The 24,726-nt window shown below is 70.0% G+C and carries 28 protein-coding genes and 1 pseudogene; 10 read left to right on the plus strand and 19 right to left on the minus strand.

Translation table 11 applies throughout. The features are described from left to right. The first annotated feature begins 242 nt into the window (after positions 1-242). From ABD086_RS15380 to ABD086_RS15410, 7 genes are all read left to right on the plus strand, one after another. The gene (locus tag ABD086_RS15380; RefSeq protein WP_343908445.1) at positions 243-698 is read left to right on the plus strand and encodes a hypothetical protein; all 456 of its coding nucleotides are present in this window, start codon (positions 243-245) and stop codon (positions 696-698) included. Positions 699-859: 161 nt separating this feature from the next. Further along, positions 860-1,276, plus strand: a complete 417-nt coding sequence (locus ABD086_RS15385) for a hypothetical protein (RefSeq protein ID WP_343908447.1) — start codon at positions 860-862, stop codon at positions 1,274-1,276. A 125-nt stretch (positions 1,277-1,401) separates the two neighbouring features. After that, complete coding sequence (locus ABD086_RS15390) at positions 1,402-1,791, plus strand: single-stranded DNA-binding protein (protein WP_343908448.1); 390 nt, start codon at positions 1,402-1,404, stop codon at positions 1,789-1,791. Positions 1,792-1,807: 16 nt separating this feature from the next. After that, the gene (locus ABD086_RS15395; protein WP_343908449.1) at positions 1,808-2,836 is read left to right on the plus strand and encodes a DUF4192 domain-containing protein; all 1,029 of its coding nucleotides are present in this window, start codon (positions 1,808-1,810) and stop codon (positions 2,834-2,836) included. A gap of 13 nt (positions 2,837-2,849) precedes the next feature. Further along, complete coding sequence (locus ABD086_RS15400; RefSeq protein ID WP_343908450.1) at positions 2,850-3,014, plus strand: hypothetical protein; 165 nt, start codon at positions 2,850-2,852, stop codon at positions 3,012-3,014. Then, complete coding sequence (dprA, locus tag ABD086_RS15405; RefSeq protein ID WP_343908451.1) at positions 3,011-4,039, plus strand: DNA-processing protein DprA; 1,029 nt, start codon at positions 3,011-3,013, stop codon at positions 4,037-4,039. Before ABD086_RS15400 ends, dprA begins: the two co-directional genes overlap by 4 nt. A 304-nt stretch (positions 4,040-4,343) precedes the next feature. Next, the gene (locus ABD086_RS15410) at positions 4,344-5,378 is read left to right on the plus strand and encodes a hypothetical protein (RefSeq protein WP_343908452.1); all 1,035 of its coding nucleotides are present in this window, start codon (positions 4,344-4,346) and stop codon (positions 5,376-5,378) included. Positions 5,379-5,511: 133 nt separating this feature from the next. Here the strand turns inward: ABD086_RS15410 and ABD086_RS15415 are convergent, their stop codons facing one another. Both ABD086_RS15415 and ABD086_RS15420 read right to left on the minus strand, forming a co-directional pair. Next, positions 5,512-6,933, minus strand: coding sequence for a hypothetical protein (locus tag ABD086_RS15415; RefSeq protein ID WP_343908453.1), 1,422 nt, complete (start codon positions 6,931-6,933; stop codon positions 5,512-5,514). A 91-nt stretch (positions 6,934-7,024) separates the two neighbouring features. After that, positions 7,025-7,390, minus strand: a complete 366-nt coding sequence (locus ABD086_RS15420; protein ID WP_343908454.1) for a hypothetical protein — start codon at positions 7,388-7,390, stop codon at positions 7,025-7,027. Between the two features lie 220 nt (positions 7,391-7,610). On the opposite strand from ABD086_RS15420, the gene ABD086_RS15425 reads away from it, so the two are divergent. Continuing rightward, complete coding sequence (locus tag ABD086_RS15425; RefSeq protein ID WP_343908455.1) at positions 7,611-8,477, plus strand: hypothetical protein; 867 nt, start codon at positions 7,611-7,613, stop codon at positions 8,475-8,477. Between the two features lie 34 nt (positions 8,478-8,511). Here ABD086_RS15425 and ABD086_RS15430 read toward each other — a convergent pair whose 3' ends face one another. The 13 genes and pseudogenes from ABD086_RS15430 to glnA form a co-directional block, all read right to left on the minus strand. Further along, complete coding sequence (locus ABD086_RS15430; RefSeq protein WP_343908456.1) at positions 8,512-8,688, minus strand: hypothetical protein; 177 nt, start codon at positions 8,686-8,688, stop codon at positions 8,512-8,514. 10 nt (positions 8,689-8,698) lie between these two features. Continuing rightward, a pseudogene (locus ABD086_RS15435) lies at positions 8,699-9,644 on the minus strand (IS5 family transposase). Between the two features lie 46 nt (positions 9,645-9,690). Further along, positions 9,691-9,921, minus strand: coding sequence for a hypothetical protein (locus ABD086_RS15440; protein WP_343908457.1), 231 nt, complete (start codon positions 9,919-9,921; stop codon positions 9,691-9,693). Positions 9,922-10,038: 117 nt separating this feature from the next. Continuing rightward, positions 10,039-10,488, minus strand: coding sequence for a hypothetical protein (locus ABD086_RS15445; RefSeq protein ID WP_343908458.1), 450 nt, complete (start codon positions 10,486-10,488; stop codon positions 10,039-10,041). A 19-nt stretch (positions 10,489-10,507) separates the two neighbouring features. Further along, positions 10,508-11,032, minus strand: a complete 525-nt coding sequence (locus ABD086_RS15450; RefSeq protein ID WP_343908459.1) for a thermonuclease family protein — start codon at positions 11,030-11,032, stop codon at positions 10,508-10,510. Then, complete coding sequence (locus tag ABD086_RS15455; RefSeq protein WP_343908461.1) at positions 11,029-11,967, minus strand: helix-turn-helix domain-containing protein; 939 nt, start codon at positions 11,965-11,967, stop codon at positions 11,029-11,031. Before ABD086_RS15455 ends, ABD086_RS15450 begins: the two co-directional genes overlap by 4 nt. A 7-nt stretch (positions 11,968-11,974) precedes the next feature. Next, positions 11,975-12,688 carry a hypothetical protein gene (locus ABD086_RS15460; protein WP_343908462.1) on the minus strand — a complete coding sequence of 238 codons (714 nt, stop codon included), beginning with the start codon at positions 12,686-12,688 and terminating at the stop codon, positions 11,975-11,977. Positions 12,689-13,280: 592 nt separating this feature from the next. Beyond that, positions 13,281-14,630 (minus strand): ATP-binding protein, encoded by a 1,350-nt coding sequence (locus ABD086_RS15465; protein ID WP_343908463.1) that lies wholly within the window; start codon positions 14,628-14,630, stop codon positions 13,281-13,283. A gap of 98 nt (positions 14,631-14,728) precedes the next feature. Beyond that, on the minus strand, positions 14,729-15,043 hold the full coding sequence (locus ABD086_RS15470) for a hypothetical protein (protein WP_343908464.1): 315 nt from the start codon (positions 15,041-15,043) through the stop codon (positions 14,729-14,731). Between the two features lie 376 nt (positions 15,044-15,419). After that, positions 15,420-16,010 (minus strand): hypothetical protein, encoded by a 591-nt coding sequence (locus ABD086_RS15475; RefSeq protein WP_343908465.1) that lies wholly within the window; start codon positions 16,008-16,010, stop codon positions 15,420-15,422. A gap of 242 nt (positions 16,011-16,252) precedes the next feature. Next, positions 16,253-17,386: a site-specific integrase gene (locus ABD086_RS15480; protein WP_343908466.1), complete on the minus strand. Its 1,134-nt coding sequence runs from the start codon at positions 17,384-17,386 to the stop codon at positions 16,253-16,255. 159 nt (positions 17,387-17,545) lie between these two features. Then, entirely contained in the window at positions 17,546-17,818 is a 273-nt protein-coding gene (locus tag ABD086_RS15485) for a helix-turn-helix transcriptional regulator (protein WP_343908467.1), read from the minus strand. A 383-nt stretch (positions 17,819-18,201) separates the two neighbouring features. After that, positions 18,202-19,620, minus strand: coding sequence for a type I glutamate--ammonia ligase (gene glnA / locus ABD086_RS15490; RefSeq protein WP_343908468.1), 1,419 nt, complete (start codon positions 19,618-19,620; stop codon positions 18,202-18,204). Between the two features lie 190 nt (positions 19,621-19,810). On the opposite strand from glnA, the gene ABD086_RS15495 reads away from it, so the two are divergent. Further along, complete coding sequence (locus ABD086_RS15495) at positions 19,811-20,224, plus strand: RDD family protein (protein ID WP_343908469.1); 414 nt, start codon at positions 19,811-19,813, stop codon at positions 20,222-20,224. Positions 20,225-20,307: 83 nt separating this feature from the next. Further along, the gene (locus tag ABD086_RS15500) at positions 20,308-21,180 is read left to right on the plus strand and encodes an SCO4651 family lipoprotein (protein ID WP_343908470.1); all 873 of its coding nucleotides are present in this window, start codon (positions 20,308-20,310) and stop codon (positions 21,178-21,180) included. Positions 21,181-21,348: 168 nt separating this feature from the next. On the opposite strand, the gene ABD086_RS15505 is transcribed toward ABD086_RS15500, so the two are convergent. The 4 genes from ABD086_RS15505 to ABD086_RS15520 are packed head-to-tail and all read right to left on the minus strand — an operon-like array spanning position 21,349 to position 24,670. Next, on the minus strand, positions 21,349-22,068 hold the full coding sequence (locus ABD086_RS15505; protein WP_343908471.1) for a DUF4191 domain-containing protein: 720 nt from the start codon (positions 22,066-22,068) through the stop codon (positions 21,349-21,351). 32 nt (positions 22,069-22,100) lie between these two features. After that, positions 22,101-23,060 carry a lipoyl synthase gene (lipA, locus tag ABD086_RS15510; RefSeq protein WP_343908473.1) on the minus strand — a complete coding sequence of 320 codons (960 nt, stop codon included), beginning with the start codon at positions 23,058-23,060 and terminating at the stop codon, positions 22,101-22,103. 18 nt (positions 23,061-23,078) lie between these two features. Next, the gene (gene lipB / locus ABD086_RS15515) at positions 23,079-23,783 is read right to left on the minus strand and encodes a lipoyl(octanoyl) transferase LipB (RefSeq protein WP_343908474.1); all 705 of its coding nucleotides are present in this window, start codon (positions 23,781-23,783) and stop codon (positions 23,079-23,081) included. Continuing rightward, positions 23,780-24,670, minus strand: coding sequence for an alpha/beta hydrolase (locus ABD086_RS15520; protein ID WP_343908475.1), 891 nt, complete (start codon positions 24,668-24,670; stop codon positions 23,780-23,782). The genes lipB and ABD086_RS15520 overlap by 4 nt, the downstream gene beginning before the upstream one ends. Between the last annotated feature and the right edge of the window lie 56 nt (positions 24,671-24,726).

Below are 24,726 nucleotides of genomic sequence, written 5' to 3' on the forward strand. Positions count from 1 at the left end.
CCTACCGGGCCACAGGGCGGACCTGTGGAAAGGTGGGCACCCGGTGAGGGTGGGGATAACCCCGCGTCACCGGGGCGCGGACTCCGCTGCGGCGGCGCGGCGCAGCTGCACCTCGTAGCTGGCTGGAACGGAAGGAAGCGAGCGAGGGTGAGAACGGCAGCGCAGGACCCCGACCGGGAATGCAGCGGCGTTGGTGTTAGCCGCTGCAGCTCGCCGGAGGATGTGACCAGGGGAGTGGCCAGGTGACGAGCCAGACCACGATCCCGGTCGGGATCTACTGGAAGCCCGGCGTGTGGGACCTCGCCCGATCGGCCTACGTCGCCGACCTGGACACCGCCGCCGACTCGCCCGGCTCGTTCGTCGGCTGGCTCGCCCAGGCGCTCGAGCTGCACGCCCGGCGCTCGCCACAGCAGCGGGCCGAGCTCGCGGCCGCGGGCGAGAAGCATCCCGCCCTGGTCAGCGTGACCCGGAAGAGCTTCAACAAGAAGCATGACCTGCCGGCCTCGACCATGGAGGCGGTCGAAGACGCACTCGTGTCCGACCGCCAGGAGCTCGGTCGGATGCTCGCCCGCTCCGCGTTCGCGCAGGAGGCGGTGATCGCCTCGGCCGAGGACGCCCGCCGGCGGCTGGGCCGCGACTTGCCTCCGCCTCCGCAGAAGCTCAGCAACCGGCCGCCGCGGCGCCGGCCAGCACGGTAGGTCAGCTGCCCTCGCCTAGCGTGCTTCTCAGCGCCCCGATCCGGTACCCGAGAGCCGGTCGGGGCGCTTCTTTGCGCCCTCGTTGATCGCCCCGGACTCCTTCGCGGACCTAGGTGACCGCGGGGCCAGGCCTGCGTCCCGCCCCAATCGAGGAGGAACGCATGTCCAGTTCACCCCGCCGCGATCGCCGCGGCGCATCTGTCAGGGCCGCCCTGGCCACCCTCGCTGCCGTCCTTGCCTCCGCACTGTGCCTGGCCCCGGCCACACCCGCGGCCGCGGCCGAGCCGGTCGAGGACATGGGTTGCCGGATGGTCATCTGGGCCTCCGACAGCGTCTTCGACACCTCCTACGCCCACGACGGCATGCGGCACACCTTCCGCGGCTGCCTGGTCAAGCGCGGCTGGTCGACGAAGTCCTCCCGAGCGCTCAAGAACCGGCAGTGGCGGCTGAACAACCACCTGGCCAGCTCGGAGTGCAGGGTTGGCGACTACCACCTCTCCGGCGTCAGGCGGACCACCTACAAGGGCATCCGCGTCGTCGTCTTCAAGTACCGCTTCGACTACCTCGTGCCCTGCTGAGCAACCCCGCGCGAGCACGAGCGGATCCGAACAAGTTCGGCCGAAGTGATCGCTGCCGGACCCCGATGGGACCTAGGTGACTGCGGGACCGATCCGAACGTCTCGCAGTCACCTAGGAGGAAGTCATGTCCACCACCGTCACCTTCGCCGGCAACCTGGCCGAGGCTCCCGAGCTGCTCTACACCCGCGAGAACAAGCCTTTCCTCAGCTGCCGGGTCCTGGTCAACCGGCGCGTGCAGAACGACGAGGGGGAGTGGGTCAACGACGAGCCCACCGCCCACAACGTGAAGATCTTCGGCTCGGCCGCCACGCACGTGCACGACAGCTGCAGTTCCGGCGACCCGATCTTCGTCCACGGCCTCGAGCGCACCGAGAGCTGGCCGGACAAGGAGACCGGGGAGAAGCGCACCAAGGACGTCGTGGTCGTCGACAACCGCTTCGGCGAGGTCGGCGTCTCGCTCAAGTACGTCTCCGCGCGCATCGAGCGCGCCGCCCGCCCCGCCCAGGCCAGCTGACCGCGCGGAGGTTCCGATGGATCTCGTCGTACAGTCCCCGGACGAGCTGCTCGCCGCAGTGCCGCACGTCCTCGGCTTCAAGCCCGAGGAGTCGATCGTCCTCGTACCCTTCCGGCCCGGGCTCCCGATCACCCGCGTCGACCTGCCGAAGACGGCCGCCGACCGCGAGCAGGTCTGGGACGCCCTCAGCGGCCCCTACGCCCGCCACGCCCGCCCCGGCTCGCGCCTGGCGATCCTCTGCTTCACCGAGGATCGCCGCAGCGCCGAGCTGGCCAGCCAGCATCTGTCCAACCGCCTCGACACCGTGGGCATCACCACCCACATCCGGTTGTGGGCCGACGGGGAACGGTGGCGCGAGTTCAACACCGGCCAGACCGGGCTGCAGACCCAGGCGACCGCCGAGCGGATCGCGACCGCGACCGTGCTGACCGGCGCCGCCCAGCCTGCGACCAGTCGGGCCTCACTGGCCGCATCCATGGTCGGTGACCGTGAGCCGATCGCCCAGCTGATCCCCGCGGCCCGAGCCGCGGCCGCCGACAGCACTCGCGCCGTCGAGCGGGACTGGGCACTGGACCGGCTCGAGCAGTTCCGCACCGACGGCAACCGGATCTCCGACGTCGACGGCGCACGGATGCTCGTTGCGCTGGAGACGGTCGGCACCCGCGACGAGCTCTGGGAGGACATGAGCCGGGAGAACCACACCTCCCACATGGCCCTCTGGCACGACCTCACCCGCCGCGCTCCCGACGAGGTGCGCGCGGCGCCGGCCTCGATGCTCGGCTTCGCCAGCTGGCTGCACGGCGACGGAGCCAAAGCCTGGTGCGCTCTCGACCAGGTGCCGGCCGACCGGCCCTACTCCATGGCTGCCATCGTCGCCTCCGCCCTGCAGAACGGCATCCACCCGCGCGAGTGGGAGCGATACCAGACCCAGATGCGCGACCTCGCGGGCGAGTTCGACGAGTCCTTCGTGCCCAAGCCTCCCAGCCAGCAGCGGGACCTGCCGCGCACCCAGCCCGCCACTGACCGCCCCGCCCCGGGCCGCTGAGGAGGACCCCGCGATGAACCACGACGACACCGACTCGATCGACCAGGCCCAGCCCAGCGCCACCGAGCGCCAGCTGCGCCGCCTGGTGGTGCCCGAGCCTGCGGCCTACGCGCCCGACAAGCGCCTCGACATCATCCACGAACCCGACCTCGACCTGCTGTGGGGAGGCCAGGCATGAGCACCGACGTCGACGACGCCGACCGTCTCGCCCGCGTCACCCTCAGCAGGACCATCGAGCCCGGAGATCTCCGCGTCACCGGCCTGGTCAGCGAGCTCGGCGCCGGCAAGGTCCTCGGCTACCTCGAGGCCGCCGACGAGGTGGAGAACCACTGGGGCTTCGCCCTCGCCCAGGAGCTCGGCCGCTTCGACCCCGCACGGGTGCTCGAGCAGGCCGCCGATCGGGGCGTCCGCTTCATCGTCCCCGGCGACGCCGAATGGCCCACCCAGCTCGACGCACTCCGCAACACCGGCGCCCTCGACGACCGCGGCGGCGAACCCGTCGGCCTGTGGGTCCGCGGAGCGCACGACCTGCGCCAGCTCGCCGGCAACGCCGTGGCCGTGGTCGGATCACGAGCTGCCACCAGCTACGGCACCGAGCAGGCAACCGAGCTGAGTCGCGACCTCGCCACCATGGGCCACACCGTCATCAGCGGCCTCGCCTACGGCGTCGACCAGGCCGCGCACCGTGGCGCCCTCCTCGGCGGCGGCCCGACCATCGCCGTCCTGCCCGGCGGCGTCGACCGGCCCTACCCGGCCGCGCACGCCCAGCTGCTCGTGGCGATCGCCGAACGCGGCCTCGTCGTCTCCGAGGCGCCCCCGGGAGCCGGACCCACCCGAACCCGCTTCCTAGCCCGGAACAGGATCGTCGCCGGCCTGTCTGAGGGAACGGTCGTCGTCGAGGCCGCACTCCGCAGCGGCGCGATCCACACGGCCCACTGGACCACCAACCTGCACCGACCCGTCATGGGCGTCCCCGGCCCCGTCACTAGCGCGGCCTCCACGGGCGTGAACCAGCTGATCCGCCTCGGCCAAGCCAGCATGGTCATCAACGCTCAGGACGTCATCACCGACCTCACCACCCACGCGGCTGCCACGGCAACCGGCGGCTCTGAGCAGCTCGACGAATCCTTCGTCCCAGGACCCGTGCGATCGCCGCGGGCGGCCTCCACCACTGCAGGACCGGTGGCCGCGCCCCGCCGGTGACGCCTCTGCTGGCACCTGTGGATAACCGCTTTGGGTCGGAATCCGCATCTACTCTGCTGAGAGTTCCTAGGTCGGGACGACGACGTCGACCAGGCCGAACTCGGGAGGAAGTCACCATGAGAAATCCGTCGAAGAAGATCCCGCACCAAGACGCAGCGTCCCGCGAGCGCCCGGCTAGGCCGGACCAATGGCTCGACCTCGACCGCGACCTCGGCCTCGAGGCCGTTCGCTGGCGCTGGCTTGGCGCATTGGCGGGCGCGTGGCTCATTCTCGGGACGGAGGGGCTCGCGACAAGGGGACGAAGATGAGCAGCATCCCCGAGGAGACCACCGCTCCAGCGCAGGAGTACCACGCTGCGTATCAGGCGAGGCTGGCCGACGCGATCCGCGCCCTGACCGACGCTGCCCGTATTCCCCGGCCGCGGTTGCGGCGCACGGAGGACGGCAAGTGGGTCGATGACACGATGGCGGTACCGGATCAGACGGACTGGGCCGAGTTCGTAACCCTCGCGCTCGCCGGCGCGGCGGCCAACATTGGCGGGATCGACGCCATCCTCAACGGCCGGCCCGGGTCATGGGAGGCCGAAGGTGTCCGCCAGCTGCTCTTCTCCACCGTCGGCGCCGGAGAGGCTCAACTGTGGGAGCACCGGACCGAGCCGATCGAGATCACGCTCTACATCGAGGAGTTGGTGGTCGACCGTGTCCACGAGACCGTGGAGCAGTACGACGCCGCGGAGGCCGAGATCGACCGCCGCTACGGGGTCGCCGGGACGGCCAGCGACATCGACCACGATCACTACCTGTGGCTCTACGACCTGACGGGATCCGGAGACTTCGTCGCGCGCGATCCCGAGGCGCCAGCGTGGTCATGGGACGACTGGCGGGCAGGGCTGGACCCGAAGGACCCAGCGAGGTTCCACCAGCAACTCGAGGAGAGCCTGCGTTCCGGCTGGGCGACCGGCGCCGCAATTCCTAAGACTCCCGAGCTCGGGGCCGAGCACGACCGCCTTACGGCAGAACAAGACGCCCGCTGCGCTGTGATCGCCAACCTCGAGGAGCAGTTGCAGCAGCAACGAGTCCATGAATGGACCGCCTACGGCGAGGCGCTCAAGACACGCATCGAAATGATGGCGGCCGCTACACCCGGGCTCGACGTGCCGGTGCACGTGACGGTCAACGTCGATACCTACCGGATGGGCGCCAGTCGCCAGGAAGGCTTCTGGGATTCCCTGGAGTGCCGCCTGATCGATGCCGCGGTAAGGGACACGCCGACCCCCGCCGACCTGCCGGGCACTCCACTCGAGCGCCTCGAGCGGCTTCACGTTCGCGAAGAGGGCTGACCCACGGCAACGTCCACCATGCCTTGCACAGCGGGCAGGCGGTAGTGGATCGGGGCCTCTAGTTGCCTATGAGGCGTGGCCATGAGCGGGACTCTGTCCATGGCCGTCCTGTGCACAACATTCCAATCTGAGTCTATCGAGCAGGACCGGAAGGCCGCGTGCCGGACATCGCGTGGGGCTCTCTGACCTCACGACCCATGCACCTACCCGAACCGACAGGCGACGTTCCTCCCCTCAGAGCGTGCAGCGCCGCGACCGCGGAAGCGGCGATCGCGGCAGCACTCGTGGCACTACTGGCTGCGCGCATCGCCTCCGAGACTGGCGCCGGGACAGGGACCAGTCGTTTGGTGAGGATGTCGGCGGGCGAGACCCATACGACGTCGCGGCCGAATGCCGGCGCCGTTGCCAAGCCGGCCTCAACGTCGTTGTGCGCCCGACGGGACAATGCCCGGGCCGGCCCGACGAGGTCGGGTGCGTCGGCCTTCTCGGCGATAACGATCGCGAGCTCGGAGCCGGCCTCGATCGTACGGAGCGTTGCGCGCACGGCTTGGGGGAGTCCAGGGCGGTCGCCGATGACCTTGGGGCTGGCCAACGTGGTCTTGTCGTGGGTGATCTGGCGGTATGCCGCGCGGACTTCCGCGGCCGCGCGCGCCAGCGGCTCGTCGAGGCGGGCTCCTGGGGGAGCAAGGTCGCCCCAGCGGCTGGCCAGGTTGCTCCAGGACCGCCCTGCGTCGGCGATCGCGGGGACCAGGCGGTCGGACCGCTCGAGCACGCCTGCGTCCGCGGCCGCGTCGACGAGGACCAGGCTCGCGCCAGCGATCAGCCCTTGGGTGCGGGTGATCAGCAGGATGTCGGAGGGGTCGAGATTCCGGGCCAGCGCGCGGTGGGTCTGGATGTCCCAGTTGGCCAGAGCTTGCGCCAGCCGTCCGGGGTCGTCGATGGGTCGCATCGCCTCGCCGGCAAGGGCTTGGGGGAACCGGTCGGTCAGGTAGCTGCGGGCGGTGTTCTCGCAGGCGGACATCCGGTCGACCCAGACACCGGTGGGCGCGATCGCGTAGGGGGAGTGGTGCTGTGCCAGGTGGATCCGGCGCCCGGCGCTACGGGCGTCGTTGACGCGGTCGCGGCCGTGCTCGTGGAGCGCGACGTTGACCGCGTGGGCGGTGAGGTAGAGGCCGTGCATGATCCGGGTGCGTGCTGCCTCGAGGTCGCGGTGGGCGTCGGGCTGCTCGAGGGGGATCTCGGCGCCGTAGCGGCGGACCAGGGCCGCGGCGTTGAGGAAGGTCTGGGTCATCTGGTCGATGCGGGGGCTGGTCGGGCCCTGGCCAGGCCAGGCTGTCCGGCCGGAGAGGCTCGTCTCGATGGTGGCGGCCTGGGCGGAGAGGCTGGTGATGGGCCGGTCGCGCTCGTCGACGCCAGGACGTCGACCTGGCAGCGACGCCCATAGATCCTCGGCGGCCGCGACCATCGTCGGCCAGCTGCGCAGCAGCGTGCCTGCAGCGTCGCCGTCGACGTCCATGAGGAGCTGACGTGCGAGGTAGTCGACGTCGAAGAGCATCTCGCCGACGCTGCGCACGTCGCGCGAGGTCATCGGGATCTGGTTGACGTCGAAGAGCGCCTCATCGATGTCGGCGAACGCCAGGCGCAGGTCAGTAGCCAAGGCCGCGGGCTTCCCGGATGAGGTCGCACAGGTCGAGGACCAGCTGGGAGCCGTGCACCAGGTCGGGCCGGTGCAGCGGCAGGGGACGGGTCAGCTCCTCGGCCTCGGTGAGCAGCTGCAGCGGCGTGCGCTCCTCGAGCTCCTCGTCCGCGTCGAGGTCGGGCAGCACGTAGTCGTCGGGCAGCAGGGCACTGGCCTGGGAGTGCGCGAGATAGACGCCGAGGCCGAGGTCGTGCAGCGGCGAGTCGGCTGTGGCCCGGTCGGCGTCGCTCCATACCTGGTTAGCGGCCTGGTGCAGCAAGAGGGCGATCGAGCCGAGGCGGCCCCAAGTGCCGTCAGCGTTGAGGGTGTCCACGGGTGTTCCTTTCGGTCGGAGGTCGGTCTGGTCCATGAACCCACGTCCGGGTCAGTCCTCGCTCCGCTGAGCGGGGGGCTGTGGATAACTCGGGGTCGTGTCGGCGGCTGGGCACAAACTGGTCTCGTTCGCCTATGTCGTTCGGCGGTCGCCGGACGATCACCGCGAGCAAAGTCAAGAGATTCGCACTAGTGCTGACAGATGGAGGAGGGTCGTGATGATGAGGTTCCCGATGACCGTGCTGAGGGTGGTGACGCTGGCGCCGGCGCTGCTGGTGAGCTTCGTCCTCACCGTGGTGGTGTGCGCCCTGCTCCCGCCGGCCCTTGGCCTGCTGGCGTTCCTGGCCGCAGCCGGCGTCCTCATTGCTCTGGCGATCGGCCAGCTCGAGGTGCCGGCGATCGCGGCACTGACCAGGTCGCGTCCCGCGACCGCAGCTGAGCTCCAGGTGATGGCGCCCGTGCTCGCCGAGCTTGGCGGCCGCGGCGTCGACGTCGACGCGCTGTTCGTACGCCGGCGTCAGGTTCCGAGCATCCCGGTGGCTATGGCGATCCCGGATCGCGCCGTCGTGGTCACCCCCGGACTGGTCGATGCCGCGTACCGCGGGGGAGTGACCGCTGCGGAGGCGGCCGCCGCGATCGCTCATGCCGTCGGCCGGCGGCGAGCGATCCGGCCGCGGCTGGAGCTCGCTGTGCTGGCGGCGACGACGCCGTGGCGGCTGGTGGTCGCAACGTTCCGCGGCGTGGGCAGGGCCTTCGCCTGGCTCCCGTTCATGCGGCTGGCGTGGACGCTGCGGGGCGTCGTCGGGGTGATCTGCATCGTGCAGTCGGTCGCCGAGGGCCGGGCAGCTCCGGGGATCCTGGGTGGCGCGGTGATCGCCCTGACCTACCTGGTGCCGGCGGCCGGCCGGCGGATCGAGGCACGCTCGGAGGCCGCGGCCGACCAGCTGGTGGTCTCCCTCGGCCTGGGCTCCGTGCTGGCTGGTCTGCTTCGGCGTCATGGGCATCCGATGACGCTCGAGCGGCTGCAACGCCTGGAGACGGTCGTTGAGCAGTCTCAGCGGCCGCGGCTGCACCTGGTGCACGGCTGACGAGCTCTCTCGTGCCGCTGCAGGGTCCGCGGGGCTACTCGTCGTCCTGGAAGCCGGACGTGGAGTGGTGCACGCAGCCGCGGCCGTTGCCTTGGTGCGGCTTGTGGTTCATGCACGGCAGCGACCCCAGCTTGTGGGAGCAGTCGACCCAGCGGACCGTCGTGCGGCCGGGGCTGCGGCTTGAGTCTGCTGATGCGAGTGCGGTAGCCATCGCGGACCTCCTAGGCCGTGTCTCTCAATAGGCGAAGCCAGCGGATGCAGGCCTGGAGGACGGCCGCGGCCCGGTAGGTGATGGCGAGCTTGTCGTAGCGGGTCGCCAGCCCTCGCCACTGTTTGGACAGGTTGAAGGAGCGCTCCACCACGTTGCGGCCCTTGTAGATCTCGGCATCGAAGGCGGGTGGCCTTCCCCCGGCCGAGCCCCTCCGCAGTCGGGCGGCGATCTCGGTGTTCTTCTGCGGGATGACCGTCTTGACGCCGCGTGCGGCCAGCATGCGTCGATTGACGCCGTTGGTGTACGCGCGGTCGGCCACGACCACGTCGGGGCGGGTACGCGCAGCACCCAGTCCGAGCCGAGGCACCCGGATGTCGGCCAGCACCTCGGCCAGCATCGCCCCGTCGTTGCGCTGTCCGCCGGTGACCACCAGCGCCAACGGGCGGCCGTGCCCGTCGACCGCGGCATGGATCTTGGTGGTCAGTCCGCCGCGGGAGCGACCGACCCCGTGACCTGCGGGTTCTCGGTCACCGCCGAGCGGGCTCGCGATGAACCCGGCCGGCAGATTCGTGTAACTCGATCGAGCCCCCCGTGTCCTGCTCGGGACGAGTCGTGTTCGTGCCGTGCTGGTGGGCACGGCTGATCGTGGCGTCGACCGAGACCGTCCACTCGACCTTGCCCGCGGCGTCGGCCTGAGCCAGCAGCGCGGCCAGCACTCTGTCCCAGGTGCCGTCCGCGGCGTAGCGGCGGTGCCGCTTCCACACCGTCTGCCACGGCCCGTAAGTCTCGCGCGGCAAATCCCGCCACGGGATCCCGGTGCGGTAGCGGTAGATGATCCCCTCGACCACGCGTCGGCTCTCGACGAACGGATGGCCTGGCTTCCCCACGTTCGACGGAAGCAACCGCTCAATCCGGTCCCACTCCGCATCTGACAACGCCGCGTGTCTCGAAGTCACCCGTCGATGCTCACGCCACCCTCACCTCAGGGTTGGGAGACACGCCCTAGCGGCGCGGGCCGCGGCGGCGACCGAGCTGGGGTCGCTGGTAGGCGGCCGTGTCGGTGTGGTCGTGCTGGCGGCCGGATCGGTGGACCTGCGCGATCTCGGCGTCGGGGGAGGGGCCGGTGTCGGCGGCCGCGGCCAGGGCGGCGGCCTCGTCGGTGGCCCTGATCACCTCGGCGCGCTGCCGGGCCTCTTCCTCGAGCGCGGCTTCCTCGCGAGCGGCATCACTCATGTGCACTCCCATGGATCCCGTGGACCGGCATCGGCTGCGCCAGTCCTTGGTCTCCTAAGTGCGGGCCAGGGGTGGGAGCGATCATTTCGGCTGATCCGTGTTGGCGCCCCGGGCCGCTCAGGCCGGCTGCGCGAGCAGCGTGGCGCCGAGCAGCTGCGCGGTGTGCTCGAGGAAGGCCCGGGATCCGTTGGCGCCCGGCCTGTCGCAGCACGGGTGGGTGTCGAAGCCCTCGTCGACGACGATGCGGTGCAGCTGGCCACCGCAGGCGCGACATCGCTGGCCGGCGTGGGTGGGGCAGTGGTCGACCGCCACGGCGCAGGGCAGGCATTCCGCGGGCGTCGGTGGGCTCACCTGGTGGTCACGGTCCCAGTCGCGTCGCTGACGCAGCAGCGCGGCGGTCTGTTGCCACAGCGCTTGCTCGAGGTGCGCCGGCGCCGTACGACCGAGCGCCTCGTCGGCCGCCGCCTTGAGCAGCTGTTCACCGCAGCCGAGGACTCGTTCGTCGACGCCACGGACGTAGCACCACCGGGCCAGCGTCTTCGCGGCCATCGTCAGCTGCTCGTCCATGACCCAGTCTCCCTTGCTCTCAGCAGGTGCCCCATAGGCCGCGCTCAGCGCCCTGGGCATCGTCGGCGGCCGCGGAGTACGACTCCTCGCGGGCGAGCGCCTGATCGGCTTCGAAGCGGCGGGCGGCACCGCGGGCCAGGAACTCGCGGGCTACGTCGTGGCCGTCGTGGTCGACGTAGCGCAGCAGCCGGTCGTAGCGGTCGCGGTTGGGCTGGGCGGTGTCGGTGACGAGCTCAACGGTGCTGCCGACCGGCGCGAGCTCCTCGAGCAGGTCGGTTGCCTGGTCGGAGTAGCACTCGGCCGGCTCCGGTGGGTGGGCGACTTCGGGGGCGTCGATGCCGAGCAGGCGTACTCGGCCGAGCTGGCGTCCGCCGCGGGTCTCGACCCGGATCGTGTCGCCGTCGACGACCGCAGTGACACGCACCTGGGTGGTCTTGCCCTCCGCTGAGTCGTGGCCTGTCTGGGCTCCGGGCAAGGCGGCCTTGATGCCGCCGGCGGTCAGCGCGAGGATCGCGGCCGCGGCCAGACCGATCAGGGCCTTCACCTGGCGACTCTCAGCTGCGCCCGCTCGCCGGCGCCAGGGATCGCACGCTGCTGCTCGCGCACCCCGGGGGAGCGGTAGCCGCTCTCGGGGACCTGCTCGTCGACACCGACCAGGCCGGCGTGAGTGCTGGCGGGCTGCTCGGGGAGATCTGCGGCGATCTTCGCGGCCAGGTCCCGCAGCGGCGGGGTCTTCTCTATGCGCCGGGTCGCCTGCAGCACCGTGGTGTGGTCGCGGTCGAAGTGGCGGGCGATCGTGGGCAGACTGTGGCCGTGCTGGCGGGCGGCGGTCATGGCCACCGCGCGGGCATCCGCGGCCACCCGGCTCCGGTCGGCACCCAGGAGGACCTCGGGTGTGGTGTTGAAGGCCGCGGCGGCCGCCACCACGGCGTGCTCGACCAGGCCATCGGGCTGGAACGTCGAGGATGGCGGCTGCTGGTGGAGGTTGACCACGTTCTCCTCGCCTCGGGGGAGGCGGGCGGTGTAGCGGCTGTTGACGTGCTCGCTCACCCGGGCAGCGGCGTCGGCCAGCCGGGGCCGTTCAGCGGTGCGGCGGACCGCATGGATCACCGAGCCGTGATCCTTGTTGAAGTGCTCGGCGATCGCCGGCAGGGACAGGCCGGTCTCGCGGGCGGCGGTCATAGCCACCGCGCGGGCGTCGCTGACCGGTCGGCTGCGCTCGGCGCTGAGGATCGCCTCCGGGGTGGTGCCGAACATCGGCGCCGCGGCGTTGACGGCCAGCTCGCACACCGCGGCGGGGCCGGCGGCCGAGGAGGCCGGTGCGCTCTGGTCGACCTGGACTACCAGCACCGTCACCAGGGATCGCAGCTGCTCGGCATCGAGCGGTGCGATCAGGTCGGCCACTTGGTCGTGCTGGCCGCGGCCGGCCGCGTCGAGGATGAGGCCGGCCAGCTGGCGGCCGCCCTGGTCGAGGTCCATGGCTCCCCTATCGTCCCGGGGGCCTGGGCGCCGGTTGCGAGGGGCTTGTGATCGGGTCCCGGCTCTGCTCGGACATCCGCCGGCGGGCGTTGTCGGTGATCTCGCTGGCTATGCCGGCCGACTCTCGGGCGCTGGCCGCGGCGTGGTCGACGACATTGCCGAGCAGGCGCACGTCCTCGTCGGCGCGGCCGAGCTCCTTGCCGGCGGTCGCGATGCTTCGCTCCAGGCTGACCGGCTCCAGCAGACCCAGTGCAGTGACGTCCCGGCTGGCCTGGTGCGCGGTCTCGACGTGCTGGGCAGCCAGCTGGGCGACCGGCTTGGCCAGGGCGACCATCTCGCCGACGACCGCGATGCGCGGCTTGAGCTGCGCGACCTCGCTGGCGATGACGGGATCGGAGGTGTCGGCCAGGTCGAGGATGGTGCGGGCGTCGGTGACGGACTGCGAGGCGCGGTTCAGGTGCACGAACAGGCCGTGAGTGAGGTCAGGCATGTCGTTGCACCGCGTGCGCAAACGTCCTAGGTGCTCGCCGGCGGCCTCGAGGTAGAAGGAGCCGCGCTCGGACAGCTTGGCCTTGGCTGAGTCGAGCTCGGCGTCGTCGAGCACGCGGAGCGCGGAGGTGATCGTCTCCTGGATCTCCTCCACCACCCAGCGGGCCCTGCTCACGGCTTGCTCGGCCTCGAACACGGCGTCGGCGGCGCTCAGGGTGGTGTCGGTAGTCATGCCGACTCACCGCCTGCGGTTTCGGGCGGGGGAGTGCTGGGAGGTGGTAGAACTTCGCGGAGTCGATCGAGCGCAGCCAGGGCCTGCTCGAGGTGGGCGCGGGCCTCCTGAACCGGGTCACGGTCGGCCGCGGCGGACGGGGAGTCGGTGGGCGTGCTCACGTGCAGCTCCTTGGCGGACCGGGGTCATCTCTCAGTCACCAAAGGAAGGTCGACCCTCCGGGGCGATCACCGGACGCGAAGAAATCTCACTGATGCTCAGCGCGGCCGCGTCAGGGCTGGTACCGGGGCGTCGACTCTTGGCCGTCGTCGACGATGTCGAGGCCTATCGCCGGCTCGCCGCGGCGGTCAAGCGAGTGGAGCGCCTACTGCGCCCCGACGATGGAGACACTGACGGTAGACCCCTCCGAGTTGCTCGACGAGATGGCCGACGTAGCGCCGCTGCAGCCCCTTCGCGCTGCTGTCCGACGTGACAGGGCCCATGCTGCGAGTGTCCGCTCCCAGCTCTAGCGCCGCGCGGGCTGTCGCGGTCCGTGTTCGGCCGCTCCAAGACTGTTATGCCACCACCGCTCGTTAGCGGTGCGCGCCGCCACTCAGGAACGCGGCCGTCCAGATCCGCCGCTGGGCGGTTGCAACTGGCGGGTTTCGTTCTGCTCGCTTCGGCGCAGCATGTCCGGGCCCGCGTGCGCTGTTGAGGGGTCCAGCCCGGCGTTCGCGATCATCTGCTGCAGGCTCAGCAGTTCGGTCGCTGCCTCGGGCCTTGTGCGTTCGTAGTGGCTCAGAACGAATCGGTTGAATAGCGGGACCGCCATCGCCAGCTGGCCGCGCTTGGGTGCGTAGACGTCGCCCTCCTCGATGAGCTCCTCACGGAGCCAAGACAGCTCTTGCTGCGAGCGACCGAGAGTCTTGGCGATCGCTGCTGTCGAGGCGCGCCCGCCGTGCAGAGCGAGGGCGGCAAGGAACTCCATCTGTCGATCGCTGATTCGGTCCCAGCGGGGGCCAAGGGTGCGGCGCTCGAGCATGTCGGCGATCTGGGGGAGTGCGGCTTCGACGTCGCCGAGGGTGATCTGGTCGGGCCCGGGCGCGGATGTCCAGATGGCGTGGGCGAACAGCTGCAGGTGGGCCGGGTAGCCGTTGCTGGCCTCGACCACGGCTGCCGCCGCCTCGGGGGTCCACGCGATACCGGCCTGGCGTGCTGGCTCCACCACGGCGTATCGGGCGTCATCGGGTTCGAGGGTGAGGGGGATGGGCTCCAGCACGAAGAGGCGGTCAGGGTGGGTTACGCCAGCCTTGCGGAGCGCATCGGGGGTGAAGGGCAGTCCGGTGCCGGCGAAGAGGACCGGCGCGGAGGGGTGGTCGACGTTGAGTCGGTGCAGCGTCGCCGCGAGCAGGGCGAGGTCAGGGCCAGAGGCGACCTGGAGTTCGTCGACGGTGATCAGCAGGCCGCCGCTGTGGGCGTCCTTGCGGACCTCGGCCGCCAGCGTGGCCAGGGCGTCAGCGAGCGTTCCCGCATCCATGCCCGGTGCGGGAGCGTCGGATTGGCGAGTGGAGATCCCGGCACCTATGCCCGCGATGCTGAGGTTGACTCCGCCGACCCGCTCGAAGGCTTTGCGGGCGCGCTGCCACGGGCCGGCCTCCTCGGCCATGCGGGTGCGAGCGCGCTGGAGCAGCGCCTCTACCAGACCAGCGTGGCCCGACACAGCCTGGAGGTTGACCACCTCGAAGCCTTGCTCCTTGGCCAGGTCCGCGAACGCGCTCACCGTGACGGTCTTCCCCACGCCGCGTGGGCCGGCGAGGATCATGTCCTGGGCACGGACGCGGCCGCCAGAGACAATGTCGTTGAGCACCAGGTGCCAGTCACGGAGAAGGCCGTCGCGTCCCGCCAGGACGGGCGGGTTGTGGCCAGCACCGGGCGTGTACGGGCTCTGATCCACCAGCGCCACCTTCCTAGACTCACCTAGATTTAGAGGGTTTTCTAGGTCAGTCTAGGTGGCAGTCGGCTCACTCGGCCGGAGGAGCGCTCGCGCATGTGATGGGCGTGTCAACGGCCGATCCGGGGTGACAGGGGAGGAGCGCCGCCGGCGGTGGACCGGTCGGCCACGAGGCGTCGACGGGCTGCATCGTCGGGACTCTCGGGGGCTGGAACGGCCTCGCCGGCGACAAGGGATTCGCCGACCTTGTTGGCAAGCTCGGCGATGTCGGCCGACAGCACCTGCTCGAGGATGTCGGCGACGCTGGCGGTGGAGCCGTCGCAGTGGTCGACCAGATCGGCGGCGAGGCGATCGAGGGCGCGGTCGCCCTGCTGGGTGAAGGTGACGATGCCGGTGCCCGGCTGCTCCGCGGGTGAAGTGCTCATTGGGTCCTCCTCTGTTTGGTCCCCTAGGTGATCCCAGACCTTGGGAGCGATCAGATGTGCGAGGGCTTACGCCAGATCGGCGGCGTGGCAGGCGAGCCGACAGGTTCGCCACCGTCATGACGCAGAACGCTGAGCGCACCGGCGGAGGGGCACGGGCGGGTTCGCATCCGCTGCTAGTTGCGCTCGACTCGCAGAGCGATGATTCGCCACCCGTCACGAACGCGGCGTCGGGCGGCCGCGAGCGCCTGGTCGTAGCCGGACTCCTGGACGGTCAACTCGTCTCGGCCGAGGGTTTAGCCGCCGCCGCCGCCGCGGTGGTCGGGCGGGATCTCCTGCACCGTGGCGCACAGGGTGAGGACTCGTGCTTCGGCCTCGGTCACGCGCTCGACTCCTGCCCGGCCATAGTGCGCATCAGGAGAACGTCGCGGCGGAATGCTGATGGGAGCCCAGCGCTCTCCTCCGGATCAACCTGGTAGCCAATCAGGCCATCCTCCACCAGGTCTGCGGCGGTCTCCAGGATGCGCGCCACGCGCAGGAGAAGCGCCGGGGGCATCTGGACCGACGGCTCGTCGTAGAAGCCGGTGGTGGCCACCTGATCGTGGACCAGCAGTCCGAGTTGGCTCTGCGCGTGTGCGATCTGAGCCACCCGATCGCGGGTGTGCTCGAGATCGTCGCGCTCGACGAGGAGGATGCGGACAACCTCGCCCAACCCCGCCAAGATCCTGCCGGCGAACCTAACGGGAACCGCGGCGGTCCGCGGTGAGCTCATTAGGTCCGCACCCGGTGTCTCCTCGACGAAGCCGAAGACGATCTCCCTAGCCATGCCGACGAGGGCGTCCTCGGTGAGGTACCGGCGGGCGGTCGTGTCTGTGACGCGCATCCGCTCAGCGACGAACTGAACCCGTTCGTCGAGCAACTCGCCGGCAGCCGAGCGGGACATCGTCATGCCGAGGTCGGAGACGGCCACCAGGAGATCGTCGATGCGCTTGTCGCGCCATGATCGTGCAGCCACGCGATCAGCCGGCCGCAGTGGAGTAGGGGTCTGGCGTAGTCATCACCGGGATTCTGCCATCCAGGTGCGAACGGGCGTCAGCGCCGATCGCGACGGGCGTGGGAGCTGGGAACGTTGTCGGACCGTAGGGCGGGAGCGACGGTGACGGACAGTGGGCCGGCGGCTCCAAGACACGCCGTTGTTCGGGCTGGCGCCCGCTAGCCGCGAGAGGGTTGTTCGAGTTCTCTGTCGACCCTTTCTCCCACGTGGCGCCCGGCTGCAAAGGCCGCATCCACTGCTGCCCGGGTTCGCTCCGTGCTGCTGGGCATGAGATGGGTATAGGTGCGCAGGGTGAAGCCGGGGTCGCTGTGGCCAAGGTACTCGGACACAGCGCGAATCGATTCGCCGGCGTCTAGGAGCACAGAGGCGTACCAGTGGCGGAGGGCGTGCATGCCGTTGTCACGCGATTGCTCGATACCCACATGGGCTTGGCCGGGCTTCCAGAGCCGTGTGTTGAAGTAGTTGCGGTTGAGGGCAGAACGCTCGCGTGTGGTGAGTATGAGTCCTGCGCTCGATTTCGTGTTCGCCTGGGGCGTTCCCCACGGGAGCGTGACGCTACGTCGCGGGTAGGTGGCGAGGTGGCTGCTGAGCTCCGTTGCGACGCTCTCGGGCAGGGGGACGGTGCGGGTCTTATCGCCCTTCGGCAGGCCAAAGACGAGGCGGTTGCCTCCGAACACCTTGACTTGTCGCCTGACCTCGACGACCCCGCGGAGGAAGTCGATGTCCTCGACCGCGAGCCCGAATACCTCGCCTTGGCGTAGTCCCAGCCCGGAACCTAACGTGACTGCGATCCTGTATTGGGGCGGAAGCGCGTCGTGCATGGCGGAGACCCATTCGGACGGCCAAGGCACCACCTTGCGACGCGACGTTGCGGGCCTTGTCACTGAACTGGCCTTGCACGGATTCTTGGCAATCATGTCGTCGTCGACCGCGGCCGAGAAGATGGCAGACACATTGGAGAAGATGACGCGCCGGTAGGTCTCGGCCATCTCCATCGATCGCAGGAGCTTCTGAATCGTCGACGGCTTGATCTGTCGCAGTTCGAGGTGTCCCAGCGTCGGGAACACGTGGAGCCTGAGTCGCAACTCCGTCGCCTCATAGGTCAGTGGGCTGAAGGTCCGGTTGCCGAGCCACTCCTCGGCATAGGTCCGAAACGAGATTCTGCCGGCGTCGACATCAAGGTAGGTTCCACGGAGTTTGTCCGCCTCAACGGTATTGCGGAACGCGACCGCCTCAGCTTTGCGTCTGAAGGTCTTGCGGCGCTGCCGCCCCTCGGGATCTCGATAGTTCACAACGTAACGAGGGCTCCCGTCGTCCGCTGGCCTACCGGGACTAACGCTGGCCATGGCTGTCCTTGGCAGAGTCCGACCGGGTGACTAGCAGGGCTGACGAGCATCTGCGGCCTGGTGGCGCTGGAACCGATTCCGCCTGAGGCTGATGGCCCCTCGGTATCACTGATTCTCCTCGAGTTGCACCGTCCAATTGATCACGGTTGCTGCCCGCCAGCGCAGGTGCTTTCCAACACGGAAGCCGGCCGGGCCGTAGCCCGTCGTCCGCCAGGAGTAGATGGTCTGCTTGGTCACGCCAAGGTAGGACGCGACATCGTCGATGTCCCACAGCTCTTGGGCGTCGACCAGCCTGGGTGGCCGGCTGCCGCGGCCTCCGCGCCGCCGCGGCCCAAAGATTCCCGGTTCCATAGCGGGCACGTTCGAGTTCGTTGCCATCATCAAGCCCCTCCTCGCGGCGTTGACGGACAGTTGGTCTACGGGCACCTATGTCCGACGGCGGCGTGGGAGCGATCACGTCGGTGGAAATGATGCGGCAGGACGATGGCTCGGGCATCGCGGCGGTGGTCGCCGGACCGTGCGATGCCAGGCTGGAGGCTCGGGCAACCGACCCGGCCCGCGATCTACCCGGGGAGGCCCCTGAGGACCGTGTGGCAGGGGATGGCGCTACCCAAATTTGTACCGGATTTGTAACAGACGAGCGGCTACCAACAGCAAACGCCGCCGAACGACCAAAAGGTCGCTCGGCGGCGTTTGTGCAGGTCAGCGGCTGTTCCTTGCGGTCGTTCGGCGTTGCTGAACGACCGCAGCCGGAGGCCTGGTTAGATGTCGTAGTAGAGCTCGAACTCGTGCGGGTGCGGGCGCAGCTGCACGGGGGCGATCTCGTGGGTGCGCTTGTAGTCGATCCACGTGTCGATCAGGTCGGGCGTGAAGACGTTGCCGACGGTGAGGAACTCGTGGTCGGACTCGAGCGCGTCGAGGACGGCGCCGAGCGAGGTCGGGACCTGGTCGATCTCGGCCATCTCGTCCGGCGGGAGCTCGTAGATGTCCTTGTCGATCGGGGCCGGCGGCTCCACCTTGTTCTTGATGCCGTCGACGCCAGCGAGCATCAGCGCGGAGAACGCGAGGTACGGGTTCGCCGACGGGTCGGGGAAGCGGCACTCGACGCGCTTGGCCTTCGGGTTCGAGCCGGTGATCGGGATGCGGACCGACGCGGACCGGTTCCGCGACGAGTACACCAGCGAGATCGGGGCCTCGAAGCCCGGCACCAGGCGGTGGTAGGAGTTCACCGACGGGTTGGTGAACGCCAGCAGCGCCGGGGCGTGCTTGAGGATGCCGCCGATGTACCAGCGCGCGACGTCCGAGAGACCGCCGTACCCGGTCTCGTCGTAGAACAGCGGGTCGCCGTCCTTCCAGAGGGACTGGTGGACGTGCATGCCCGAGCCGTTGTCGCCGAAGATCGGCTTCGGCATGAACGTGACCGACTTGCCGGCCTCCCAGGCCGTGTTCTTGATGAGGTACTTGAACTTCATCACGTCGTCGGCGGCCTTGAGCAGCGTGTCGAAGCGGTAGTTGATCTCCGCCTGGCCCGCGGTGCCGACCTCGTGGTGGGACCGCTCGACGAGCAGGCCGCACGACTCGAGGTTCTTGACCATCTCGTCGCGCAGGTCGCCGTAGTGGTCGTACGGCGAGACCGGGAAGTAGCCGCCCTTGAACCGCGTCTTGTAGCCCCGGTTGTCGCCCTCCTTGCCCGCGTTCCACCAGCCCTCGACGGAGTCGATGTGGTAGAAGCCCTCGTTCGCGGCGGTGGAGTAGCGGACGTTGTCGAAGATGTAGAACTCCGCCTCCGGGGCGAAGAACGCCGTGTCCGCGATGCCCGTGGTCGACAGGTACGCCAGCGCCTTGCGCGCGATGTTCCGCGGGTCGCGCGAGTACGCCTCGCCGGTGATCGGGTCGTGGATGAAGAAGCTCAGGTTCAGCGTCTTGGCGACGCGGAACGGGTCGACGTACGCCGTGGTCGGGTCCGGGAACAGCGCCATGTCCGACTCGTTGATCGCCTGGAAGCCCCGGATGGAGGAGCCGTCGAAGGCGAGACCGTTGTCGAAGACGTCCTGGTCGAACGACGAGACCGGCACGGTGAAGTGCTGCTCGATACCGGGCAGATCGACGAAGCGCACGTCGACCATCTCGACGCCCTCGTCCTTGATGTACTTGAGCAGCTCGTCGCTGTTCTGGAACATTCGTCCTCCTTGGCTGCACGCCGGGTCAGCCGTGATTGAGCGGTGCGAAACACGCGGCCGGGGCGGCGCTGCACCGGACGTCCTCCGCAACGTATGCACGGGCGATTTCTCGACCGTATCCGGTTTGTTTCCGGCATGTAACAGGTGCCCGGCCGCCGGACTCGGCAGCGACCGCCCTACGCTGGCCGTCGTGCCGAGCCCGCAGACCCTGCCGTACGAGACCGCGTCCTGGGGGCGGCGGGTGCTGGCCCTGCTGGTCGACTGGATCGCCAGCACGTTCGTCGTCGTCCTCTTCATGGGCTGGTCCGACTACTCGAGGACCGGCGGCCCCGGCGGGTTCTACGTCCTGCTCGTGTTCGTGCTCGAGTCCGCGCTGCTCACCTGGACGGCCGGTGGCTCGTTCGGCAAGCTCGCCACCCGGCTGCGCGTGGTGAGCGTCGACGACGGCGGCCACCTCGACCCGCTCCGCTCGCTCGCTCGCGCCATCCTGGTCGCGCTGGTCATCCCGCCGTTGGTGTTCCGCCCCGACCGCCGGGGCCTGCACGACATCGCCGCCGGGTCGGCGACCGTCCCGCTGCAGGAGGCGAGCACTCCACAGCACTGACGCCTGTCGTTTCGGCGCCCTTGCGCCGGGGGAGATGCTGGTCAGACACCCCGGCACCGCACCGCTCTCGGAAGGGACCCACCGTGACCCGCCTGATCACCGTCCGCCGCACGCTCGCCGCCACCGCCATCGCGCCCCTGCTCGCCACCGGGCTGGTCGCCTGCGGTGACGACGACTCGGGCGCCTCCGCGTCGGGATCGGGGCAGGTGGCCCTGAGCAGCGACCTGTCCGAGGGCGACCAGGTCCCGCCGGCCGAGTTCGTCAAGACCGTCACCGACGGCGTCGAGGCCAGCACCACCGCGCACATGACCATGCACATCTCCGCCGGCTCGACCGGCTCGGTGACCGCCGCGGGCGACGTCGACTACACCTCGACGCCCCCGAGCATGGCGATGAAGATGACGCTCCCAGGTGCCGCCGGCGACAAGAGCACGGGGGAGATGGACATCCGGATGGTCGACGGGACCATCTACCTGTCGATGGGCCCGCTGACCCAGGGCAAGTTCTGGAAGATCGACCCGTCCGACCCCAAGGGCCCGCTGGCCGCGATGGGCCTGGACAAGATGATGGACCAGATGGATCCGGCCAAGGCGCTGGAGACGATGCAGGACGGCATCTCGAAGGTCACCTACGTCGGAGAGGAGGACGGCCTCGACCACTACGAGCTCACCGTCGACATGAAGAAGATGATGGCCTCGATGGGCGGCAACCTGCCCGAGGGCGCCCAGGCCCAGCTGCCGGACTCGGTGAGCTACGACCTCTGGCTCGACGACCAGAACCGCTTCACGAAGATGAGCATGGACCAGCTGCCGATGGGCGGCACCGACGCCTCGATGGAGATGACCGTCTCCGACTGGGGCAAGGACGTCGACATCGCGGCCCCGCCGGCCGACCAGGTCACCGACATGCCGGACCTGGGTTCGATGATGGGAGCGACGGGCGCGCCCAGCGCGTGATCGCGGGTCGTCGGTTGAGCTCATCGAGACCCCAGAAGTGACGCAGGGCGGTGACCACCGTGGTCACCGCCCTGCTCTCGTCTCACTGGGTCTCGACACGCCGGTCGCGACCTCGCAAGCTCGGTCGCGCGGCTTGCTCGACCACCGACGGTAGGTGCCGCTGGCGCGTCACCTACCACGCATGTTCTGCCGCATGCCCTTCATGCTGGTCGGCACCGGGCCCTTCGGCAGCGGGATGTTCGAGCGGTTGGCGTCCAGCGCCTTGAGCCGGTTCAGGATGTCGGTCATCTCGGCGGGCTTGACCTGCCGGCCGAGCTTCTGGACGTGCTTGACCAGCTTCGGCAGCGGGACCTCGCCCTCGCCGTTCCCGCAGATCACCTCGTGGATCGGCGTCTCGGCGGCGACCCGCTCGTGCTTGCGGCGCTCGGAGGTCAGCAGCGCGCGCAGCCGGTTCGGGTTGCCCTCGCCGACCAGGACGATCCCCGGAGGGCCGACGACGCGGTGCACGACGTCCTGCTGCTTGTTGAACGCGATGACCGGGTCGGACTTCCAGCCGCGGCGCAGCATCCGCAGCGCGGCCGCGGCGGCGCCGGGCTGGCCCTCCATCTGCGTGTAGGCGGCCTTCTGCGCGCGGCGGCCGAACACGATCATCGCCAGCAGCGTGCCGAGCAGCAGCGCGCCGACGACCGAGATGATGACGCCCAGCACGCCGTCGGTCGGCAGCAGCACCCAGAAGACGACGAAGCCGATGACCAGGCCGAGGAGCAGGGACCCGAAGACCCACAGGCCCAGGCGCGGGTCGGAGCGCTTGGCCATCCGGTAGGTCTCGACGAACTGCGCCGTCCGGCTCATCTTCTCCGGGTCGACGGGCTTCGGTTCCTTGGCCATCTTCTGCAGTGCCTCGTTCTGGGTCAGGAGGTTCAGGCGGTCGCGACGCCCGCGCGGGCGTCCATCGCCTGACGGTACAGCCGGCCGGCGCGGTACGACGAACGCACCAGCGGACCGGACATCACGCCGGAGAAGCCGATCTGGTCGGCCTCGTCCTTGAGCTCGACGAACTCCTCGGGCTTCACCCAGCGCTCGACCGGGTGGTGCCGCACCGACGGGCGCAGGTACTGGGTGATCGTGACCAGCTCGCAGCCCGCGGAGTGCAGGTCGCGCAGCGCCTGGCTGACCTCCTCGCGGGTCTCGCCCATGCCCAGGATCAGGTTCGACTTGGTGACCAGGCCGAAGTCGCGGGCCTGGGTGATCACGTCGAGGGAGCGCTCGTAGCGGAACGCCGGCCGGATCCGCTTGAAGATCCGCGGCACCGTCTCGACGTTGTGCGCGAGCACCTCCGGCCGCGACTCGAACACCTCGCGGAGCAGGTCCGGCTTGCCGTTGAAGTCGGGGATCAGGTTCTCGACACCGGTGTCGGGGTTCAGCTCGTGGATGGCGCGCACGGTCTCGGCGTACAGCCAGGCACCGCCGTCCTCGAGGTCGTCGCGCGCGACGCCGGTGATCGTGGCGTACTTCAGGCCCATCGTCTGCACGGACTCGGCGACGCGGCGCGGCTCGTCGCGGTCGAGCGGCTGCGGCTTCCCGGTGTCGATCTGGCAGAAGTCGCAGCGCCGGGTGCACTGGTCGCCGCCGATGAGGAACGTCGCCTCGCGGTCCTCCCAGCATTCGAAGATGTTGGGGCAGCCGGCCTCCTGGCAGACCGTGTGGAGTCCCTCGGACTTCACCAGGCTCTGCAGGTGCTTGTACTCCGGTCCCATCTTGGCGCGGGTCTTGATCCACTCGGGCTTGCGCTCGATCGGGGTCTCCGCGTTGCGCACTTCGAGCCGGAGCAGCTTGCGACCCTGAGCCGATATCTGGGAGGTGCCAGGTGCTTGCGTCACGTGGACCGAGTGTACGCGTCAGGGAGTGACGAGCTCGATCCGCGGGTGGCGTCCCGGCTCGGGGCGCGGGTCGTAGTCCGGGGTGGCGTCGTACGGCGTCCACGCGAGGTACTCGCGCAGGTGCCTCTCGACGTACGGCGTCACCTCGGCGACGGTCACGTCGCGGCCCAGCTCGCGGCTCAGGGAGGTGACGCCGGCGTCGGCGATGCCGCACGGGACGAACCGGTCGTACCACCCCAGGTCGACGTCGCAGTTGATCGCGAAGCCGTGCATGGTGACGCCGCGGCTGACCCGGATGCCGATCGCGGCGACCTTGCGCTCGGGGCCGCGGTCGTCGGCCCGCAGCCACACGCCGGAGCGGCCCGGGACCCGCGCGGTCACGACGCCGAGATCGCCGCAGGCGCGGATCAGGGCCTCCTCGACCCGGCGCACGTAGTCGACGACCTTCACGTGGTCGGGCAGGGTGACGATCGGGTAGCCGACCAGCTGGCCGGGCCCGTGGAAGGTGATCTTGCCGCCGCGGTCGACGTCGACGACCGGCGCGCCGCCGGGGTCCAGCGGCCGCTCGTGGGGCTCGGTGCGCTTGCCCGCGGTGAAGACCGGAGGGTGCTCGAGCAGCAGCACGGTGTCGTCCTGCGCGCCGTCCGCCACCCGCTGGTGGACCTCCCGCTGGAGGTCCCACGCCGCGAGGTAGTCGACGAGCCCGGCCTCCTCGAAGTTCACGACGCCGAGCGTACTGCGCGGCCGAGGAAGGCCAGCTCGTCGGGCAGCATCCGGCGCCAGTACGCCGGGTCGTGCGCCCCGGGCTCGAAGGTGCTCGTCACGTCCGCGCCGTCGGGGAACGAGTCCACGTAGTCCTGCACGTCGCGGTAGAACGGGTCGCCGGTGCCGACGTCGACGCGCACCGGGATGCCGTCCAGGTCGTCCTGGTGGCCGACGACCGAGTACCGCTCGTACTCGGCCGCGTCGTCGAACCCGGATCGCGACGCGTCGCCTGGGTCGCTCCAGATCGCCGGGCTCGCCGCGACGACCGCCGCCACCCGGTCCGGGCCGAGCTCACCGGCCAGCCGGAGCGCGCCGTACCCGCCCATGGACCAGCCGAGCAGCCCGAACCGGTCGGTGCGCACGCCGTGGTGGCGGCCGAGCAGCGGCAGCAGCTCGTCGGTGACCATCGCCGACGCGTCCTCGCCGTCCGGGCGTTGGTGCCAGTACGACGTGCCGCCGTCCGCCGCCGCGATCGCGAACGGCGGGACGCCGTCGACGACGGCCGCGGCGAGGTAGCCATCCAGGCCGAACGTCGGTCCGGTCAGGGTCCGGGGGCTCTCGCCGAGGCCGTGCAGGGCGACGACGAGCGGGAGGTGCTGGTGGTGGCCCGGCGGGTGGATCAGGATCCAGTCGGTCTCGGCGCCGAGCCGGGCGGCCGAGACGAAGGTCCCCGTCTCGACGGGGCCCGGCTCGACGTCCGGGATGGTCCCGGCGGCGCCGTTGAGGTGCAGCGTGGCCTGCAGCCAGGGCCGCCCGGGCAGCACACCCTGCTCGACTCCGACGGCAGTGCCGGCGACCACGGCGGCGGCGGTGCCCCCGAGCAGGAGCGTGCGACGGCTCAGCACCCGCCGAGTGTCCCACTGCCTGTGGAGGACCGCGGTGACGACCCGCGGAACGGGTA

Origin of the sequence: Nocardioides aquiterrae, from assembly GCF_039526625.1 — a bacterium.
Classification (GTDB): domain Bacteria; phylum Actinomycetota; class Actinomycetes; order Propionibacteriales; family Nocardioidaceae; genus Nocardioides; species Nocardioides aquiterrae.

Excerpts from the sequence above, each read along its gene's own strand:
- ABD086_RS15385 (WP_343908447.1), top strand. The coding sequence starts at position 860 with ATGTCCAGTTCACCCCGCCGCGATCGCCGCGGCGCATCTGTCAGGGCC.
- ABD086_RS15390 (WP_343908448.1), top strand. The coding sequence starts at position 1,402 with ATGTCCACCACCGTCACCTTCGCCGGCAACCTGGCCGAGGCTCCCGAG.
- ABD086_RS15395 (WP_343908449.1), top strand. The coding sequence starts at position 1,808 with ATGGATCTCGTCGTACAGTCCCCGGACGAGCTGCTCGCCGCAGTGCCG.
- ABD086_RS15400 (WP_343908450.1), top strand. The coding sequence starts at position 2,850 with ATGAACCACGACGACACCGACTCGATCGACCAGGCCCAGCCCAGCGCC.
- dprA (WP_343908451.1), top strand. The coding sequence starts at position 3,011 with ATGAGCACCGACGTCGACGACGCCGACCGTCTCGCCCGCGTCACCCTC.
- ABD086_RS15410 (WP_343908452.1), top strand. The coding sequence starts at position 4,344 with ATGAGCAGCATCCCCGAGGAGACCACCGCTCCAGCGCAGGAGTACCAC.
- ABD086_RS15415 (WP_343908453.1), bottom strand. The coding sequence starts at position 6,933 with ATGCTCTTCGACGTCGACTACCTCGCACGTCAGCTCCTCATGGACGTC.
- ABD086_RS15425 (WP_343908455.1), top strand. The coding sequence starts at position 7,611 with ATGAGGTTCCCGATGACCGTGCTGAGGGTGGTGACGCTGGCGCCGGCG.
- ABD086_RS15430 (WP_343908456.1), bottom strand. The coding sequence starts at position 8,688 with ATGGCTACCGCACTCGCATCAGCAGACTCAAGCCGCAGCCCCGGCCGC.
- ABD086_RS15440 (WP_343908457.1), bottom strand. The coding sequence starts at position 9,921 with ATGAGTGATGCCGCTCGCGAGGAAGCCGCGCTCGAGGAAGAGGCCCGG.
- ABD086_RS15445 (WP_343908458.1), bottom strand. The coding sequence starts at position 10,488 with ATGGACGAGCAGCTGACGATGGCCGCGAAGACGCTGGCCCGGTGGTGC.
- ABD086_RS15455 (WP_343908461.1), bottom strand. The coding sequence starts at position 11,967 with ATGGACCTCGACCAGGGCGGCCGCCAGCTGGCCGGCCTCATCCTCGAC.
- ABD086_RS15460 (WP_343908462.1), bottom strand. The coding sequence starts at position 12,688 with ATGACTACCGACACCACCCTGAGCGCCGCCGACGCCGTGTTCGAGGCC.
- ABD086_RS15470 (WP_343908464.1), bottom strand. The coding sequence starts at position 15,043 with ATGAGCACTTCACCCGCGGAGCAGCCGGGCACCGGCATCGTCACCTTC.
- ABD086_RS15485 (WP_343908467.1), bottom strand. The coding sequence starts at position 17,818 with ATGGCAACGAACTCGAACGTGCCCGCTATGGAACCGGGAATCTTTGGG.
- glnA (WP_343908468.1), bottom strand. The coding sequence starts at position 19,620 with ATGTTCCAGAACAGCGACGAGCTGCTCAAGTACATCAAGGACGAGGGC.
- ABD086_RS15505 (WP_343908471.1), bottom strand. The coding sequence starts at position 22,068 with ATGGCCAAGGAACCGAAGCCCGTCGACCCGGAGAAGATGAGCCGGACG.